The 15757-nt window shown below is 56.0% G+C and carries 16 protein-coding genes and 1 tRNA gene; 8 read left to right on the top strand and 9 right to left on the bottom strand.

The genetic code is table 11. The features are described from left to right. Positions 1 to 34: 34 nt before the first annotated feature. Both AAC620_RS07100 and regB read right to left on the bottom strand, forming a co-directional pair. Positions 35 to 1753 (bottom strand): PAS domain-containing protein, encoded by a 1719-nt coding sequence (locus tag AAC620_RS07100; protein WP_340243827.1) that lies wholly within the window; start codon positions 1751 to 1753, stop codon positions 35 to 37. A 158-nt stretch (positions 1754 to 1911) separates the two neighbouring features. After that, positions 1912 to 3336: a sensor histidine kinase RegB gene (gene regB / locus AAC620_RS07095; RefSeq protein WP_340243825.1), complete on the bottom strand. Its 1425-nt coding sequence runs from the start codon at positions 3334 to 3336 to the stop codon at positions 1912 to 1914. Between the two features lie 93 nt (positions 3337 to 3429). On the opposite strand from regB, the gene AAC620_RS07090 reads away from it, so the two are divergent. Both AAC620_RS07090 and AAC620_RS07085 read left to right on the top strand, forming a co-directional pair. Then, positions 3430 to 4113, top strand: a complete 684-nt coding sequence (locus AAC620_RS07090; protein ID WP_340243824.1) for an SCO family protein — start codon at positions 3430 to 3432, stop codon at positions 4111 to 4113. Between the two features lie 139 nt (positions 4114 to 4252). Then, positions 4253 to 4810, top strand: coding sequence for an ActR/PrrA/RegA family redox response regulator transcription factor (locus AAC620_RS07085; RefSeq protein WP_340243822.1), 558 nt, complete (start codon positions 4253 to 4255; stop codon positions 4808 to 4810). A gap of 3 nt (positions 4811 to 4813) precedes the next feature. On the opposite strand, the gene AAC620_RS07080 is transcribed toward AAC620_RS07085, so the two are convergent. Continuing rightward, positions 4814 to 5413 (bottom strand): HD family hydrolase, encoded by a 600-nt coding sequence (locus tag AAC620_RS07080; protein ID WP_340243820.1) that lies wholly within the window; start codon positions 5411 to 5413, stop codon positions 4814 to 4816. A 163-nt stretch (positions 5414 to 5576) separates the two neighbouring features. On the opposite strand from AAC620_RS07080, the gene ahcY reads away from it, so the two are divergent. Together ahcY and AAC620_RS07070 are read left to right on the top strand one after the other, a co-directional pair. Next, positions 5577 to 6962: an adenosylhomocysteinase gene (gene ahcY / locus AAC620_RS07075; RefSeq protein ID WP_340243818.1), complete on the top strand. Its 1386-nt coding sequence runs from the start codon at positions 5577 to 5579 to the stop codon at positions 6960 to 6962. A gap of 157 nt (positions 6963 to 7119) precedes the next feature. Then, entirely contained in the window at positions 7120 to 7461 is a 342-nt protein-coding gene (locus tag AAC620_RS07070) for a DUF2853 family protein (protein WP_340243816.1), read from the top strand. Between the two features lie 226 nt (positions 7462 to 7687). Here AAC620_RS07070 and AAC620_RS07065 read toward each other — a convergent pair whose 3' ends face one another. The 4 genes from AAC620_RS07065 to tsaD are packed head-to-tail and all read right to left on the bottom strand — an operon-like array spanning position 7688 to position 10408. Further along, entirely contained in the window at positions 7688 to 8104 is a 417-nt protein-coding gene (locus tag AAC620_RS07065; protein ID WP_340243814.1) for an EVE domain-containing protein, read from the bottom strand. Next, entirely contained in the window at positions 8104 to 8376 is a 273-nt protein-coding gene (locus AAC620_RS07060) for a YciI family protein (protein ID WP_317657184.1), read from the bottom strand. Before AAC620_RS07060 ends, AAC620_RS07065 begins: the two co-directional genes overlap by 1 nt. 5 nt (positions 8377 to 8381) lie before the next feature. After that, positions 8382 to 9320 (bottom strand): NAD(P)H-dependent glycerol-3-phosphate dehydrogenase, encoded by a 939-nt coding sequence (locus AAC620_RS07055; RefSeq protein WP_340243811.1) that lies wholly within the window; start codon positions 9318 to 9320, stop codon positions 8382 to 8384. Next, a complete protein-coding gene (gene tsaD / locus AAC620_RS07050) occupies positions 9317 to 10408 on the bottom strand; it encodes a tRNA (adenosine(37)-N6)-threonylcarbamoyltransferase complex transferase subunit TsaD (protein ID WP_340244279.1) in 1092 nt (363 codons plus the stop codon). The genes AAC620_RS07055 and tsaD overlap by 4 nt, the downstream gene beginning before the upstream one ends. A 91-nt stretch (positions 10409 to 10499) precedes the next feature. Between tsaD and AAC620_RS07045 the strand changes: the two genes are divergently transcribed. The 4 genes from AAC620_RS07045 (at position 10500) to AAC620_RS07030 (ending at position 14320) form a co-directional block, all read left to right on the top strand. Then, entirely contained in the window at positions 10500 to 11228 is a 729-nt protein-coding gene (locus AAC620_RS07045) for a uroporphyrinogen-III synthase (RefSeq protein WP_340243809.1), read from the top strand. 113 nt (positions 11229 to 11341) lie between these two features. Next, the gene (locus AAC620_RS07040) at positions 11342 to 12601 is read left to right on the top strand and encodes a COG4223 family protein (RefSeq protein WP_340243808.1); all 1260 of its coding nucleotides are present in this window, start codon (positions 11342 to 11344) and stop codon (positions 12599 to 12601) included. A gap of 13 nt (positions 12602 to 12614) precedes the next feature. Beyond that, positions 12615 to 14186, top strand: coding sequence for a heme biosynthesis protein HemY (locus AAC620_RS07035; protein WP_340243807.1), 1572 nt, complete (start codon positions 12615 to 12617; stop codon positions 14184 to 14186). Between the two features lie 58 nt (positions 14187 to 14244). After that, positions 14245 to 14320, top strand: a tRNA-Thr gene (locus AAC620_RS07030). A gap of 136 nt (positions 14321 to 14456) precedes the next feature. Here the strand turns inward: AAC620_RS07030 and AAC620_RS07025 are convergent. Both AAC620_RS07025 and AAC620_RS07020 read right to left on the bottom strand, forming a co-directional pair. Then, positions 14457 to 14852: a DUF2147 domain-containing protein gene (locus AAC620_RS07025; RefSeq protein WP_340243805.1), complete on the bottom strand. Its 396-nt coding sequence runs from the start codon at positions 14850 to 14852 to the stop codon at positions 14457 to 14459. A 42-nt stretch (positions 14853 to 14894) separates the two neighbouring features. Further along, positions 14895 to 15755 carry a TauD/TfdA family dioxygenase gene (locus AAC620_RS07020; RefSeq protein ID WP_340243803.1) on the bottom strand — a complete coding sequence of 287 codons (861 nt, stop codon included), beginning with the start codon at positions 15753 to 15755 and terminating at the stop codon, positions 14895 to 14897. Positions 15756 to 15757: the final 2 nt, after the last annotated feature.

Here is a 15757-nt window from a genome sequence, read left to right as displayed (position 1 = left end):
CGCAAGCCATAGAGAAGGGATCGGCCTTCGATATTTACCCGTTGTGTGATGTGGCGTAATTCATCAGCATTGTGATTGGTGAGGTTGCTCGTGTCTCGCCACTGGGCTCAACCGCCTGTGGGGGTGGGGGGCGTTGCCCCGATTTTTGCATACTCGTGCGGAATTTTATCATCGTGCGCCCTGATTTCAGGGGCGTGAGATAGATATTGAGCCGTCTGCCATCCGACATCCAGACCACATCACTCATGCTAGAGCGCACTTCGCCTTGCGCCTGTGTCATGGTTTGGCGCAACTCCTCCCAGACAAGATGCGGCAGACAGCGCCCCTCCCAGATTTGGAGGGCTTGCGCAAAATCATCGCGCGTCAACCGCTCACGCGGGTCATCTTCCCACAGCATCGCATAGGCGGCGTTGGAAACCTCAAGTTCACCATCGCCATTGAAAATCGCAATTGCCTGTTCGTCATGATCCAAGGCGGATTGGTAGATCTCCATATCTGCGCGAAATTTTCGTGTAAGCGACATTTCCGAGCTTATATTCTCAAAGATCAGCGCAACCGCCCCATCAGGGTGGGGACGGCCCAAGACGCGAAAGCTTTGACCATCAGGTAGGTTCCAGATTTCTTCGTAATTGCCGTTTTCTGCGCCTTTTTCCAACGCGATCAGGCTTGAGCGCCACGCGCGGTAATCCCGTGGTTCTGGCATGCGGCGGTTGTCACGCAATTGATCGAGAAATTCAAAGAGGCTGGGTCGCCCGCTAAGCCAACGGGGGTCAAGCGTGGAAAGCTCGACCAAGGCAGCGTTGAACAAGATTAACTCGCGCTTTCGGTCGAATATGGCCAAACCAACAGGCAGATGGGCAAAGGTTTTCGACAGGGTCTGAACGAAGTTCCGCAAAGAGCGTTCTGCGGCGACAAGACGATTGCACGGCGTGGCGATATAGAGTGACCCGTCTGTTGGCGGTTCCAATTCTGCGGTTCCACCTACGGGCGCGGTGCGATGTTGGCGCACCTCATACCACAATTTGCCATCAGGCCCTGTGCCCCCGCTGGGAGGATGGTCTGGCATCAACCCAACGCGGGCTTTGTCCTCTTGTGCGCCGGCCTCGGCCAGACTGTCGCAGAACACATCGGGAATTGGCCATAACACCACCCCCGTTTCACCGCGCAAACGCTCGACAAGGTCAAAATAGGCGGCATTGGCCCAAATAATTTTCCCGTCCGCGTCATGGCGCCAAATCGGGTAGGGGTTTGCTTCCATGGCGTGGCGCAATGTTTTTGTTTCTTCTTGCAGGCGTTCAAGGCTGTCATGGTCAACAATGCTGCGCTGACCGCTATGGGTGAGCGGCGAGACAGTTATGGTGATCTGCCCATCTTCAAACCCGCCACTGAGCGAGATTTCATCTTGCCCCAACCGACCGATCAGCAGGAACCCCTCGCCATGGCGTGACAAGCGATCCATCTTGCGGCGGATATCTGGGTGCAGATGTTCTAAGCCTAGGGCAAGATTGCGCCAAGCGCCTGCGCGATCCTCGGGATCGGCCAAATACCAATCAGTGGCTTCTACATCTGAAATCAGGTAATTTTCGCGAAACACATATTTCCGCATCGCGTCTTGCGGGATGCGATCCATCCGCCCCCCCAGTTTGCGGCCTTGTTGCAAAATGACAAACTGAACCATCAGGCTGGCCACCAAAGCCGCCAAGAAGCTGACACCACCGACAATGAATAGCGGGTTTGCGCCGATTGCGGCCATACCCTTACCCCCCAGAGATGTGCATCGTCCAATTAATATTGGCGCGCTTACTGTTCAGAATGAACGCGCGCTGCGTGAAGGGCATAAGCACCCCTTGGGGATAACACTGGGGATTAAATCTTAATATTCTGTTAATTATCGTAAATTTTGAGGGTTTCTCACGGAGAAAAAGGTTTGTTTTGTCCTAGGGGCGTGTTTCGTTCTTCTTCGGACAAACAAATCCGCGACTTTGGCCAAACAACCTCAACCACCGCGCCGCGCTTGGCGCCTTTTTCGGCTGCTGTCAGGAATGGGTCGCTGGAATTGCGAAAGCTAACCCGCGCGCCCGAACGCTCTAATAGGGTTTTGGCGATAAATAGGCCAAGTCCCATGCCTTCATACCCGACACGTTGCGGGCTGTTGGATTGTCTGGTGCGGCGGCGTAAAAATGGATCGCCCAGCCTGCTTAACACCTCAGGGGGAAAGCCCGCACCATCGTCAATGACGCAAAGACGGATTTCGGCCAAATCCCAAGTTGCCTCAATCCAGACTGTCGCATTGGCAAAGTCTACGGCGTTTTGGACAAGATTGCGCAGGCCGTGGATGATTTCAGGCTTGCGATAGATCACAGGCGGGGCACTGTCCTCATCGCCGACATCGGGTAGGGCGGGCGCGAGATCATAGAGCAGGTCAATACCGCGATCAGCATGGGGTTCCGCAGCTTCGCGGAGCACCTCGCCAAAGGGGGCGGAACGCATTTGCAAATCATCCTTGCCCGCACGCCCCATGGAATGAAGGATATCACGGCACCGATCCGCTTGGTCACGGATCAATTTTGCATCCTCAAACAAATCTGGTCGGCTTGATAGCGCCTCGGCCAGTTCATCGGCCAGTTCGCTCGAGACAAGTTTTATCGTGGCTAAGGGTGTGCCCAGTTCATGGGCCGCTGCAGCGACCACGCCCCCAAGATCGGTGAGCTTTTGTTCCCGCGCGAGGGCCATTTGCGTGGCCAAGAGCGCCTGATTCATCGAATGCGTTTCTTTGGTCACGCGCCGCGCATAGGAGGATAGAAAGACGATTCCGATGACAATCGCAGTCCAAAACCCAAGCAAGAAAAGCGGGGGGATTTGTAGAACTGATCCGTCCAAACTGCGCAGTGGCACATGGTAAAAGGCCAAAACTGTAATCAGACCAATGGCAATCCCGCCAAGCATGACAGTTGAACCTAGCGTCAGCGCGGTGGCCGAAATGGTTACAGGTGCCAAGATCAACAAGGCGAAAGGATTGTTTAACCCCCCTGTCAGAAACAGCAAAAACCCCAGCTGTGTGAGGTCAAAAAGAAGGGTAAGCATCGCATCGCGATCAGACAATCTCTGGCTGCGTGGGAAAATAGCCATCGCGACAAGATTGGAGATGACACTCGCGCCAATGGCCAAAAAGCACAGGCCCAATTCCACCCGCAGGCCAATGAAATAGGCGGCAATGGCGACAGTGATCGTCTGGCCAATGATCGCCAACCAGCGCAACAGCAACAGCGTCTCTAATCGCACCCAATCGCTGCGCGCATCATCGGCAAATAATCTTTGGGCGGGGTCTTTGGTCATTGGGGCTTTCTGTCACAGTCGGGTGGGGATGAATTTCTGCGGGTCTCGCCATAGATTGCCCCACATGGGACTAACGCGGTGAAAGGCTGCTTCATGACACGGTATTTTGCAATTGGTGCCTTTGCAATTCTCGTCCTGGTTTTGGGCGGGACAACGGCATTGATCTTGCAAGGGCGCTCGCCTTTGACATTGTTTCAACAACCAAGCGCGCTTGGCGGCGCGGGGCTTGTTCAAAACGAGGATGCCTATGCGCAATGCCGCTCAACCGTTATTGCGGGCGGGTCTGATACCATTGGCGGCCCGTTTGAATTGATCACCGAGGACGGCGCGTTGGTCACAAGTGAGGCGCTGATCACTGAGCCAACCTTGCTTTATTTTGGCTACACGTTTTGTCCTGATGTTTGCCCGCTGGACACGGTGCGCAATGCAGAAGTCGTGGATATTCTTGCCGCACGCGGTGAAGCCGTCTTGCCTGTTTTCATTTCAATTGATCCCAAGCGCGACACGCCCGAAAGGCTGCGCGAATTTACCGAAAACATCCACCCTGATATGATCGGCCTGACGGGGAGTGACGCGCAAGTCGCCGCTGCAAGCCGTGCTTATCGCACCTATTACAACAGCCATGATGATGGGAGCGATCCATATTATTTGGTGGATCATTCGACTTTTACCTATTTGGTGTTGCCTGATGCAGGTTTTGTCGAATTTTTCCGCCGCGATACCGCCCCTGCAGAGATGGCAGATGCGGTGCAGTGTTTCCTAGATGCAAGCAGCTAAACCTTTGCTTGAAAATCACTTTGCGTGGGTCACGGACATCGTGCATTTGACCCGCGCAGATTTTCTCCCTAATTAAGCTATACAGACCAATTTTGGCCGCCAGAGCCTTGGGCAGACTGGCTCCATGGGAGGAACGCCAATGTCGCAAGAGCGCAGTTTACGGGATATCGGGCCTGATAAGTCACTTCTCTTGGTGGATGATGACGAGCCGTTTCTGCGCCGATTGCAGCGCGCCATGGAAAAGCGTGGCTTTGAGGTCGAAGCCGCCGAAACTGTGACAGCAGGGAAAGCCATCGCGATGGCCCGCCCGCCTGCTTATGCGGTTGTCGATTTGCGGCTTGAAGATGGCAATGGCTTGGATGTTGTGGAAACACTCCGCGCCAAACGGCCCGATGCGCGAATTGTCGTTTTGACGGGTTATGGCGCAATTGCAACTGCGGTCGCTGCGGTAAAGATTGGCGCGACTGATTATCTGTCGAAACCAGCGGATGCAAATGACATCACCGCCGCGCTTTTGGCCAGTGATGATGATCTCCCCCCACCGCCCGAAAACCCGATGAGTGCTGACCGCGTGCGTTGGGAACATATTCAACGCGTTTATGAGCTCTGTGATCGCAATGTGTCCGAGACGGCACGGCGCTTGAATATGCATCGCCGCACGTTGCAACGGATTTTGGCGAAGCGCAGTCCGAAGTAAGTCTTAAATCCGCGCGATGAGCGCGTTGTGCCGTGCGGTGAAATCTGCGCGCACCTCTGCGGGCGGGCGCAGCGCAAGGGTGATTTGCGACAGAAGCTTGGCTTCGGGCCTGCCAAAAAATTGATCTGCTTCGGTTTCTGAAAAGCCCGCGATTTGCACGGCTTCGATCCACGCACTGATACGATCCGCTTGTTTGATCCGTGTTTTGACCGTTTTGGGCAATTCTGCAGGCAGGCCAAACCGCAGATGAATTGCAGCGGTTAAGCGTGCATCCAACTCCGCATATCCAGGCCCCACGGCGGATTTAACGGGGCTGATCATATCGCCAATCACATATTCGGGTGCATCGTGCAAAAGCGCAGCCAGATTCCATTTCACGGGGCCGTTGGGATGTTGCAGGTCGTAAATCTGTTCAACCAACAGCGAATGCTCAGCCACGGAATACGGATAATCGCCGCGCGTTTGCCCGTTCCAACGCGCTACGAATGCGAGGCCATGCGCGATGTCCTCGATCTCGATATCAACGGGTGTGGGGTCAAGCAGGTCTAGCCTTCGACCCGATAGCATTCGTTGCCAAGCACGGATGGGTGTTGAGCGCGGCATAGGTTCTTTTGTCCTTCACGTTTTGCGAAACCATATAGCCCTTCGCTTCAGATGCAACGCATCCCACGCAAATGGACGCAGTGCCATTGCCGTGGGGCCGCAAGGCTGCTATGGCCACGCCAAATTAGAGACATGATTATCCGCCCTCAAGGAGGCTGCATTCGTGAACGATTACATCGTCAAAGATATCGCCCTTGCCGATTATGGCCGCAAAGAATTGGACATTGCTGAAACAGAAATGCCAGGCCTGATGGCATTGCGTGCGGAATATGGCGCCGAAAAGCCCCTCAAAGGCGCGCGCATTGTCGGTTCTTTGCATATGACCATTCAGACCGCCGTTCTGATTGAAACATTGGCGGCTTTGGGTGCCGATGTGCGTTGGGCCAGCTGCAATATCTTCTCGACCCAAGATCACGCGGCCGCCGCGATTGCCAAGGCCGGCATTCCGGTTTTCGCGATCAAAGGCCAAACCTTAGAAGAGCATTGGGATTATCTTGATAAATCCTTCCTCTTTGAGGATGGCCCCAACATGATCTTGGACGATGGCGGTGATGCGACCCTTTACGTTCTTTTGGGCGCGCGCGCTGAAGCGGGTGAGGACATCATCCCCGTCCCGCAATCCGAAGAAGAAGAAGTGATCAAAGCGCAGATCAAAAAGCGCATGGCGCAAAGCCCGGGCTGGTTCACTAAAGTGCGCGACCAGATCAAGGGCGTGTCTGAGGAAACCACCACAGGCGTGAACCGCCTCTATCAATTGGTGCGTGAGGGTCAGTTGCCCTTCCCTGCGATCAACGTCAATGACAGCGTCACCAAGTCGAAATTCGACAATAAATACGGCTGTAAGGAATCGCTCGTTGACGGTATCCGCCGCGCGACTGACACGATGATGGCAGGGAAGGTTGCTGTCGTCTGTGGTTATGGCGATGTGGGCAAAGGTTCCGCCGCGAGTTTGCGCGGCGCGGGCGCGCGTGTCAAAGTCACGGAGGTTGACCCGATCTGCGCGCTGCAAGCGGCCATGGATGGCTTTGAAGTGGTGCTGTTGGAAGATGTGGTCGCAAGCGCGGATATCTTCATCACCACCACGGGCAATAAGGACGTCATCCGCATCGAACATATGCGCGAAATGAAGGATATGGCCATCGTGGGCAATATCGGCCATTTCGACAATGAGATCCAAGTTGCGGCTTTGAAAAACCACAAATGGACGAATATCAAAGAGCAGGTGGATATGATCGAAATGCCCTCGGGCAGCCGCATCATTCTTTTGTCTGAAGGCCGCTTGTTGAACCTTGGCAATGCCACAGGCCACCCCTCTTTCGTGATGTCTGCCTCTTTCACCAATCAGGTGCTTGCGCAGATTGAACTGTGGAAGAATGGCGGGAATTATAAGAACGAGGTTTACATTCTGCCCAAGCATTTGGACGAGAAAGTGGCCCGTCTGCATTTGGATCGGATTGGCGTGAAGCTGACCAAGCTGGATAAATCCCAAGCGGATTATATCGGTGTTCAGCCTGAAGGCCCATTCAAGCCAGAGCATTACCGCTACTGACGCGCGACCCTGCGCGATATGGCTGAAAAGATTGAAAGATCGGGCAAAAACGCCCGATCTTTTATTTTTAGGTTTATTTTTTATCCGTGACTTGCCAGTCTACCCTTAGCCCGATGGGATTACCCTCGGGCCAATGTGTCTTTAGGGGGAGTTTGTGATGGGCAAACGTGATGATTTAATCGCCACTTATGCGGGCGATTTGAAAAACAAATGCGGCATGGATGCGGATATGGATCTTCTGACCAAGGTGACGATTGGTCTAGGGCCGTCCATTTACAATGCGGATGCCTCAACAGTGGCAGGCAGCCAACCGTCCGAATTGGAAACGGTGAAGAATAATTTTCTGATCAAGAAACTGGGTCTGGCCGATGGCCCTCAGTTGATGGATGCGATCAATAGCGTCATCGAAATCTATGGTCGCTCAGAGCGGAACAAATACCGCGCTGTGATCTATTACATGCTGGTCAAGCATTTCGGCAAAGAAAGCGTCTATCGCTGACCCTGACCGCTTTATCAGTCAAACAGGCCCCCAACTGCCACGGCGGTTTTGGGGGCCTTCTTATGTGATCGATAAAATTCGACGTGCTTTTTCTTTGATTGCTCGCAGGGGGTTATGTTATCCACACCCTGCCTGATCAGTATGGCGGGCCCTCATTCGAACACGTGCGGAGCGAGAAGAGCGCGTGGGTGGCGGAGGGTTCCGATCTGATCGGGGCCCTCCTTCTTTATTCCAGCCCACCCATTTTACAGATGATATCCCAAGCCTCTGGTGTCACGGGTTGCACTGAGAGGCGCGATTGGCGCAGCAAGGCCATTTCGGCAAGAAGAGGCTCGGCTTTAACCATTTCCAAACTCACAGGGCGGGGCATGGGACAGAGGGCTTTTATGTCCACGCAGTCCCAACGCGGGTCGTCCGTGGTGCTGTCGGGGTGGCTTGTGGCGATGACTTCGACAAGGCCCACCACGGCCTTTTCGGTCTGGGAATGATAGAAAAACCCCTGATCCCCGATTTCCATTTGCCGCATGAAGTTACGTGCCTGATAATTGCGCACGCCGTTCCATTCCTCTCCCTGATCCCCGCGGGCAGATTGCTGCGCCCAACTCCACGTGTCGGGTTCGGATTTGAACAGCCAATACGCCATCAGCCGATGACCTTTTTCCATGCTTCGATGCGGGTTTTCGCGAAAAGCCCTGCTTTTGCGTAAGGATCATTTGTGGCCCAAGCTTCGGCATCTGCGCGGGTTTCGACCTCGATGATGACGAGCGATCCGATCATCTTGCCCGCCTCATCCAAAAGTGGGCCTGCCATTTCAACCACGCCTGTCTCGGCGATATAGGCCAAATGGGCCTCGCGGTTATCAAGGCGGGTTTGTAGGGCTTCGGCCTTGTCTGTGCACATCAACGCGTAACGCATTTTCTTTACTCCATGGTCAAAGGGCGCGCCAAAAGCGCCTCTGTTATTTCGTCAAACTCTACTTCACCTGCGCTGAGCCTCGCCACAGCATCGACAAGGGGTGTGTCAATTTCAGCCCGCGCGGCCAAGCCCCGCGCGGTCGCAACCCCCTCTACTGTGCTGTCCTCCGACCAAGCTGTGCCTTGGGTTAGGGACATGCCAAAGCGCATATTGCGCGATTTTTCCGAAGTGCAGGTCAGGATCAAGTCGCCAAGTCCCGACAGTCCTGAAAGCGTTTCATCTATCGCGCCAAACCCGCGTGCGATCCTACGCATTTCGGCAAACCCGCGGGCCATAAAGGCGGCGCGCGCGCTCTCGCCCAAGCCCCGCCCCATGACTGCACCTGCCCCAATGGCGATTACATTTTTAAGGGCGCCCCCCATCTCTGCCCCGATAACATCTGTGCTTCCATAAAGGCGCAGATTGGGCGTGGATAGCGCCTTTTGCAGCGTAGTCACGGCGGTCGCATCCTGACACGCCAAGGTCAGGGCAGTTGGTAGGCCGCGCGCGATATCGACCGCGAAACTGGGACCTGTGAGCTGTGCCGCAACTTTGTCTGGAAATCGTGCGCTCAGCAGGGATGCAGGGCCAAGACCCGTGATCAAATCAATCCCCTTCGCGCAGGAAACAAGATGACCCGCGCGCGGCCTATAGCCATCTAAAAATGACCCAAGCTTTTGCGTGGGAATGGCCAGTAGCAAAATATCGCTTCTCAGCGCGTCCAAATCATCCGTAACTTCTACTTGGTCAGGCAAGCGGATATCGGGCAGACGTTTTGCATTTTCGCGGGATTGGCGCATGTTTTCGGCACCCTCGCGGGCCCAAAGGCGCACGGGCCGACCCGCACGGGCCAATGCTATGGCAAGGCTTGTGCCAAAGGCGCCTGCGCCTGCAATATCAATCATGCCTTCGCCCCCTTTTTTCCTGAGCCAAGCATGGCATGGGCGCTTTGATCCAAGGGCCAGCGTGGGCGTGCGGATAACGTCATGTCATCCCGCGCCCCTTCGAGATAGCGTTCTAGCCCTGCCATAGCGATCATAGCAGCATTATCTGTGCATAGGGCCAATGGTGGCGCGACAAATGGCGTATTGGCCTCATCCGAGACAGCCTCAAGCGCCTTGCGCAGGGTTTGATTTGCGGCCACCCCACCTGCCACAGCGAAGCCCGTGATCCCATCCGCCAAGGCCAAAGCGCGGCGTGATTTCTCGGCCAAAACATCACGCATTGCAGCTTGGAAACTGGCACAAATATCCGCGCGGTCTTGTTCAAAAAGCCCATCTTGGGCGGCAACCAATTGATCACGTTGGCGCAGCACAGCCGTTTTTAGGCCTGAGAATGACATATCGCAGCCCTCGCGATCCAAGAGCGGACGGGGGAGTGAAAATCGGCGGGCATCCCCAGATTGTGCCGCCTTTTCCACTGATGGCCCGCCAGGTTGGGGCAATCCCATGATCCGTGCAACCTTATCGAAGGCTTCGCCTGGGGCATCGTCAATTGTGCCCCCGAGGCGCGTGAAATCGTCAGGGCCTTTGACATGTAAAAACTGGCAATGCCCCCCTGACACCAAGAGCATCAGATAGGGGTAACGCATCCCATCTGTAAGGCGTGGGGTCAGGGCGTGGCCTGCCAAATGATTGACCCCAATCAGGGGCTTGCCGAGACCATAAGCCAATCCTTTGGCGGCCATGACGCCTGACAAAACGCCGCCAATGAGACCAGGGCCCGCAGTGACCGCGATGGCGTCTATGTCGGCTAAGGGGATATCGGCCTGCGCCAAGGCCTCTTCGACCATGTGATCCAATTTTTCAGCATGGGCGCGCGCGGCCAGTTCGGGAACCACGCCACCGAATTCGGCGTGCAGGGACGTTTGACCTGCCACAACAGAAGACAGAAGAACAAGATCCCCCGAAGCCTCGCGGCGCAGCACCGCAGCGGCCGTATCATCGCAGCTCGATTCCAGCCCCAAGATGGTTAGTCTTTGCCCTGCGGTCATGCCCCGTGGATCCTTCGCCCATTGCAGACCAAAGATATCTGCGATGGAAGCCAATTGTAAGCGCCTCGCAAGGCAGGTATCATTGCAGGCTATGGCTGACAATGCTTGCCCTTTGATCCTTCTGACCCGTTCTGCTGCGCAATCGCAGCGGTTTGCTGATGAGATGACGGCGGCTTTGGGTCAGCGGCCCGCGCTTTCGATCCATCCGCTGATGACGATGTCTGTGATCCCCGTGGATGTGGATATTTCGCGCTATGATGCGGTCGTGTTTACCTCGGAAAACGGGGTTTCTGCCTTTTCTGAATTGTCAAAGGAACCTGACGCGGCTTTGGGGGTCACAGCCTATTGTGTTGGGCAAAAAACCGCGCAAGCGGCGCAGGCTTTGGGTTTCGTGGCACGATCTGCGGAGGGTAATGTCACCGATCTTTCAGCGTTGATCTTGGCCGATCTGCCGCGCTCGGCGCGGGTGATCCATCTGCATGGGCACCACCAAGCGGGCGATCTGTGCGCGACCTTGCAAGCCGCAGGCCAGACGGCTGATCACTTGGGGATATACGCGCAGGTTGCACTGGCCCCGGATGTTGAATTTACCTCACTTTTTCAAAGCGATAGATTGATTGTTGTCCCACTGTTTTCACCCCGCTCTGCAGCCTTGTTTTTTGAAGCTTTGCCAGAAAACATGGGCGCGGATTTGCGGCTTGTTGCGATCAGTGCAGCAACCGCTGATGCCATCCCTGCTGCGTTTCAGGCGCGGGTATCTGTGGCGCAATCCCCTAATGCAGGCGCGATGATTGATGCGCTAGCGAGATATCTTCGCTAAAGGCGCGATCGGGTGGCCTGCAAGGCTTGAGCGCATGGGATGGCTGCTCTAAGCTGCCGAAAAACGCTGTCAATGTAACTGGACAGCATGATTCTGACGGGTAAGAGGTCTGTATGGCGGAAAAAAAATCAACATCTTCGCAGGCTTCGACAGGGTCGCGTTCAAAACGAACACCATCACAGGCGCGCAAATCGACCTCAGCGAAGGCGACACCCAAAGCGGCTGTAAAGACCACGGCAAAAACCACTGCAAAACCTGCACCCAAAGCGGCAACTAAGCCCGCAACGGATGCTGTGCCAAGCCAATCCGAAACAGCGCCTGCTGCTCCGACTTCGCCAAAGCCACGCAATTCGGTCTGGCCGATGGTTTTAGGGGGTGGTCTTGCTGCCGGGCTTGGCTTCGCTGCGGCCAGTCTTCTGCCAAGCGCGGAGCCCTCCAATGATATTGCTGCGCGTCTCTCTGCCATTGAGGCAACACAGGATGAACTACGCGCAGGCCTCGCAGACCAAGGGGCTGCCACAGTCGATCTTGCACCGCTTGAGGCGGGTTTGGCCGATCTTCGCGCGGATCTTGATGCAGTCTCGGTGCCGCAGGTTGATTTGGCCCCAATCACCACCAAGCTTGATGCGCTTGACGCCGATCTTGCGGCGCAAGCCAACGCGCTCTCCGATCTGCAATCGCGCATTGCCACGCTTGAAGCCCGCCCCGAAGGTGTAGATGTTTCACTTTTGGGGGCAAATGGTGTCGCGTTGGATCAGCAGATTGCCACATTGCAGGCCCTAGTAGACAGCCAACGGGGCGCGCTTGAGGCCGTTTCACAAGATGCTGAAACCGAACTCGCCGCATTGCGTGAGACGATCACCAATGAAGTGGCGCGCCTGCAGGCCAGCAGCGCGATTGTGCGCCTGACATTGGCGATGGAAAGCGGTGCGCCGTTTGCAGCGGCGCTATCTGATGCGGAGGCAGGATCAGGCATCTCCGCCCCCGCCCTGTTGCACACTGTGGCCGAGACGGGACTGGTGCGCCTGTCGCAGCTTCGCACGGAATTTGCGCCCTTGGCGCGCGATGCGCTGCCAATTGCCTTACGCGAAACGGCAGGCGATACACTAAGCGCGCGCGTGGGGGCGTTCCTGCAAGGCCAAATTGGCGGTCGGTCGCTCAGCCCGCGTGACGGGGATGACCCAGATGCAATCTTGTCCCGTGCCCAAGGGGCCGTTGATCAAGGCGATTTGTCTTTGGCTTTGGCCGAACTTTCGGCCCTGCCTGCCCCTGCCCAAGCCGTGTTTTCGGATTGGGTCGCTCAGGTTGAGGCGCGTCTCTCTGTGACTGAGGCCTTCGAAACCTATCGCGCCGCAATCGGTCGAGCGGGTTAAGGGGGGCGATGTGATGTTGTGGTCCATGCTCAAGGCGCTGATTTTCGTAGCCGCCACCGCCCTTTTGGCGATTGGGGCCACCTATTTGCTCGAGATCGGTGATGTGGCGCTAATCACGGTGGCAGGGCGCGAATTTGTTCTGACACCTTTTGTCTCGGTGTTGTTGGCGCTGGCCGCTTTGGTTCTGGTGTGGGTTTTGATGCGCCTCACAGGGCTGGTCGTGGCGGGTATCCGTTTCCTCAATGGCGATGAAACTGCATTGACCCGTTATTTCAATCGCCGCAGCGAAAAACGCGGGTTTGAGGCATTGTCGGACTCGATCCTCGCCCTTGCCGCGGGTGAAGGGCATTTGGCCATCCGTAAAGCAGAGCGCGCAGCCAAGCTGCTGGCGCGGCCAGAGGTGACGAATTTATTGATTGCCCAAGGGGCGGAAATGGCGGGCGACAAGGCCCGCGCGACCGAAGCATTCAAAGCCTTGGTTCAAGATGAGCGCACCCGTTTTGTTGGTGTTCGGGGCTTGTTGCAGCAGAAATTGGCCGCAGGTGACACCGACACCGCTTTGAAACTCGCCGAAAAGGCCCTCGCCCTGCGGCCCAAAAATGCGGATATGCAGGACACCTTGCTGCGTCTTCAGGCGCAATATGAAGATTGGGCAGGGGCACGGGCCACATTGAATGCAAAACTGCGGTCAGGCACTTTGCCGCGCGATGTGCATAAGCGCCGTGATGCTGTCTTGGCCCTTGCCGATGCGCGTGAGGCTTTGGCAGATGGCCAAATTGCCCGTGCGACAGAGCTGGCAAAATCCGCCAATCGCCAATCTCCCAGCCTTGTGCCCGCCGCAGTGATGGCGGCGCGCATGTCGATTGCCGAGGGTAAGGCAAAGCAGGCCGCATCGGTGATCCAAAAAGCATGGGGTCTTGCGCCGCACCCTGATCTAGCCGCGGCTTTTGCCGAAATCGTTCCCGAAGAAACGCCAGAGGCGCGGATAAAACGCTTCCGTCCTTTGTTAAAGCAGCATCAAGGCCACCGCGAGGCACGCCTTTTGGAGGCGGAATTGCAAATCGCCGCGAAGGAATTTGGCGAGGCCCGCAAGGCCCTTGGCAGTTTGGCACAGGATGAGCCAGATGCGCGCAGCCTGACTGTTATGGCCGCAATTGAGCGCGGCGAAGGCGGTGAAGATCGTCTGGTGCGGGCTTGGCTTGCAAAAGCAGTTACAGCATCGCGTGGGCCGCAATGGTTGTGCGAGGCCTGTGGCCATGTTCACGCCGAATGGCGCCCAACCTGCACCCATTGTGATGGGTTCGATACATTGCATTGGGCGGTGCCACCGCAAAGTGAGGCCGCGTTGCAAGGGCCTGAACAAATGCTGCCTTTGATCGTGGGTGCCTTAGATGCCCCAAGCCCCGCTGCGGTGGAAACGCCTGAAACAGTTGCGACCCCGCAGCAGACAGCCCCATCTGAGCCTATGGTCGAGCCCGTATCGGGCGAGGATACGTTAACTTTGGGCCCTGAATTCCGGATTGATGATGAGGAGGACGCCAGTAAGGGCGCAGACGCGGTGCAGGCCGCCCGTGGCGTAAATTAAACACGGATCACATTAGGTCTACACAAGCGCGCACAACCTTGCTAAGAGCGCGCCCGTGGCCGCTGTAGCTCAGCTGGTAGAGCACGTCATTCGTAATGATGGGGTCGGGGGTTCGAGTCCCTTCAGCGGCACCACTCGCACGCAAATTATCACGAAATATCAGTATATTGGCCAGATGGCCAATATACATGTCTTCCCCATTTACACCGCTATTGGATGCTCAGTATGCCGCTTCTGTGCATTTGGGTGTTGGCTGGCGCTTTCGTGCCGTTATTCGACCCGTGCCCATTCGCCACCATTGCGGCAGATCAGGCCGCCTAAGACGCAGCCGTTAACAGTGATCTGGTTCGTGGCCAATTCAAGCCGCGACATATATTCTTTATCACGATCAGGCGCGTAGATGCGTCCCTCATAGGCGCCATTGGCCGCAGGGGTTAGATCCCAGACAATCATGGTGCCAATCGTGTCGGGCGTAATGGCTTGGCCTGCGCTGTTTTCGGCGCGCTCCAACGTTCCGCAATAGGCCGCATCGCAGGCGCTAATTCGGATATAGCCAACATCGCCATGATCATCGGGCGCGGTGCGCCACAGCCCCTCGATCGGGTCAGCCGAAGCTGCGCCTGTAGCCAAAAGAAAGATCATTGTCGCTTGTTTAAGATATTTCATGTTGGGAAGTCTCCTAAGGCTAAAGGTGAGGCTCTGCGCGCGTCATACGCTGCCCATTCCGATAAAGAGTTGGCGGTTTGTATCCACAATCTCACGCCGCCCATGCATCACGCGGGTGTTGTCCAAGACGGCGATATCGCCATCTTGCCAGTTGATCTCGTGGGTATGCGTCTCAGCCAATTCAGCCAATTGGCCAATTTCTTCTGCGCTAACCACATCATCTGCTGCGAAGTAATAGCGCGGGGGGGCATAGTTGTGAGATGGGCCAAGCACCGCATTGGCAAAACCCTGACCCCCAGACAGGTTTGAGGGGCGCACTGGCGATACGGTCAGGCGGTAATTCATCCCGCCATCTTCCAAGAGGTCAAAATCTTGGTTTGGAATAAAGGCGCGGAATTCCTCAATATGACGGTCGGTCACTTCGTCAGGGCTGGAAATCGCGGGATGCTCGTTAGCAAGATAGCGTTTCCAAAGAGCCTCAGGCAAATAGCGTTCAACCACCATCGGTTGTTGCCAACGGGCTTTTTGATCCTCGGTCATGCCTTCAAACACGGCGCGCCCGTCACAAATAGTTGTTTGCGAGCCTTCAAAGGCGGCGATTGGGCTGTAGAAGGCAACAATATCTGGGCAAACAGGTGTGTTGCCGTTTTCCGTATGCAGACCGATAGGCCCCGTGCCTGCATCAACCTTTTGCGTGTTTTTGTCGCCATACTCGCGGGCGGGGTCAAACGTGATCTTCTTGCACAAGGCGGTCGTGAGGGCACTGAATTTGGAAATATCAGCGTCAAACCCGCGGAGAATGACCCACCCGTCACGGGTGAGATCTTCGCGCAGCTGTGTCAGAACAGCTGGGTCGGTGAGGGTTTGCGCCTCGGCAGTGGGGCGGATGATATTATAGCTCATGG

This window comes from Roseobacter sp. HKCCA2468, assembly GCF_037805105.1.
GTDB lineage: Bacteria > Pseudomonadota > Alphaproteobacteria > Rhodobacterales > Rhodobacteraceae > M30B80.
Note: the sequence above shows the minus strand (reverse complement) of the source record. Positions and strands in the feature narration are given on the sequence as shown.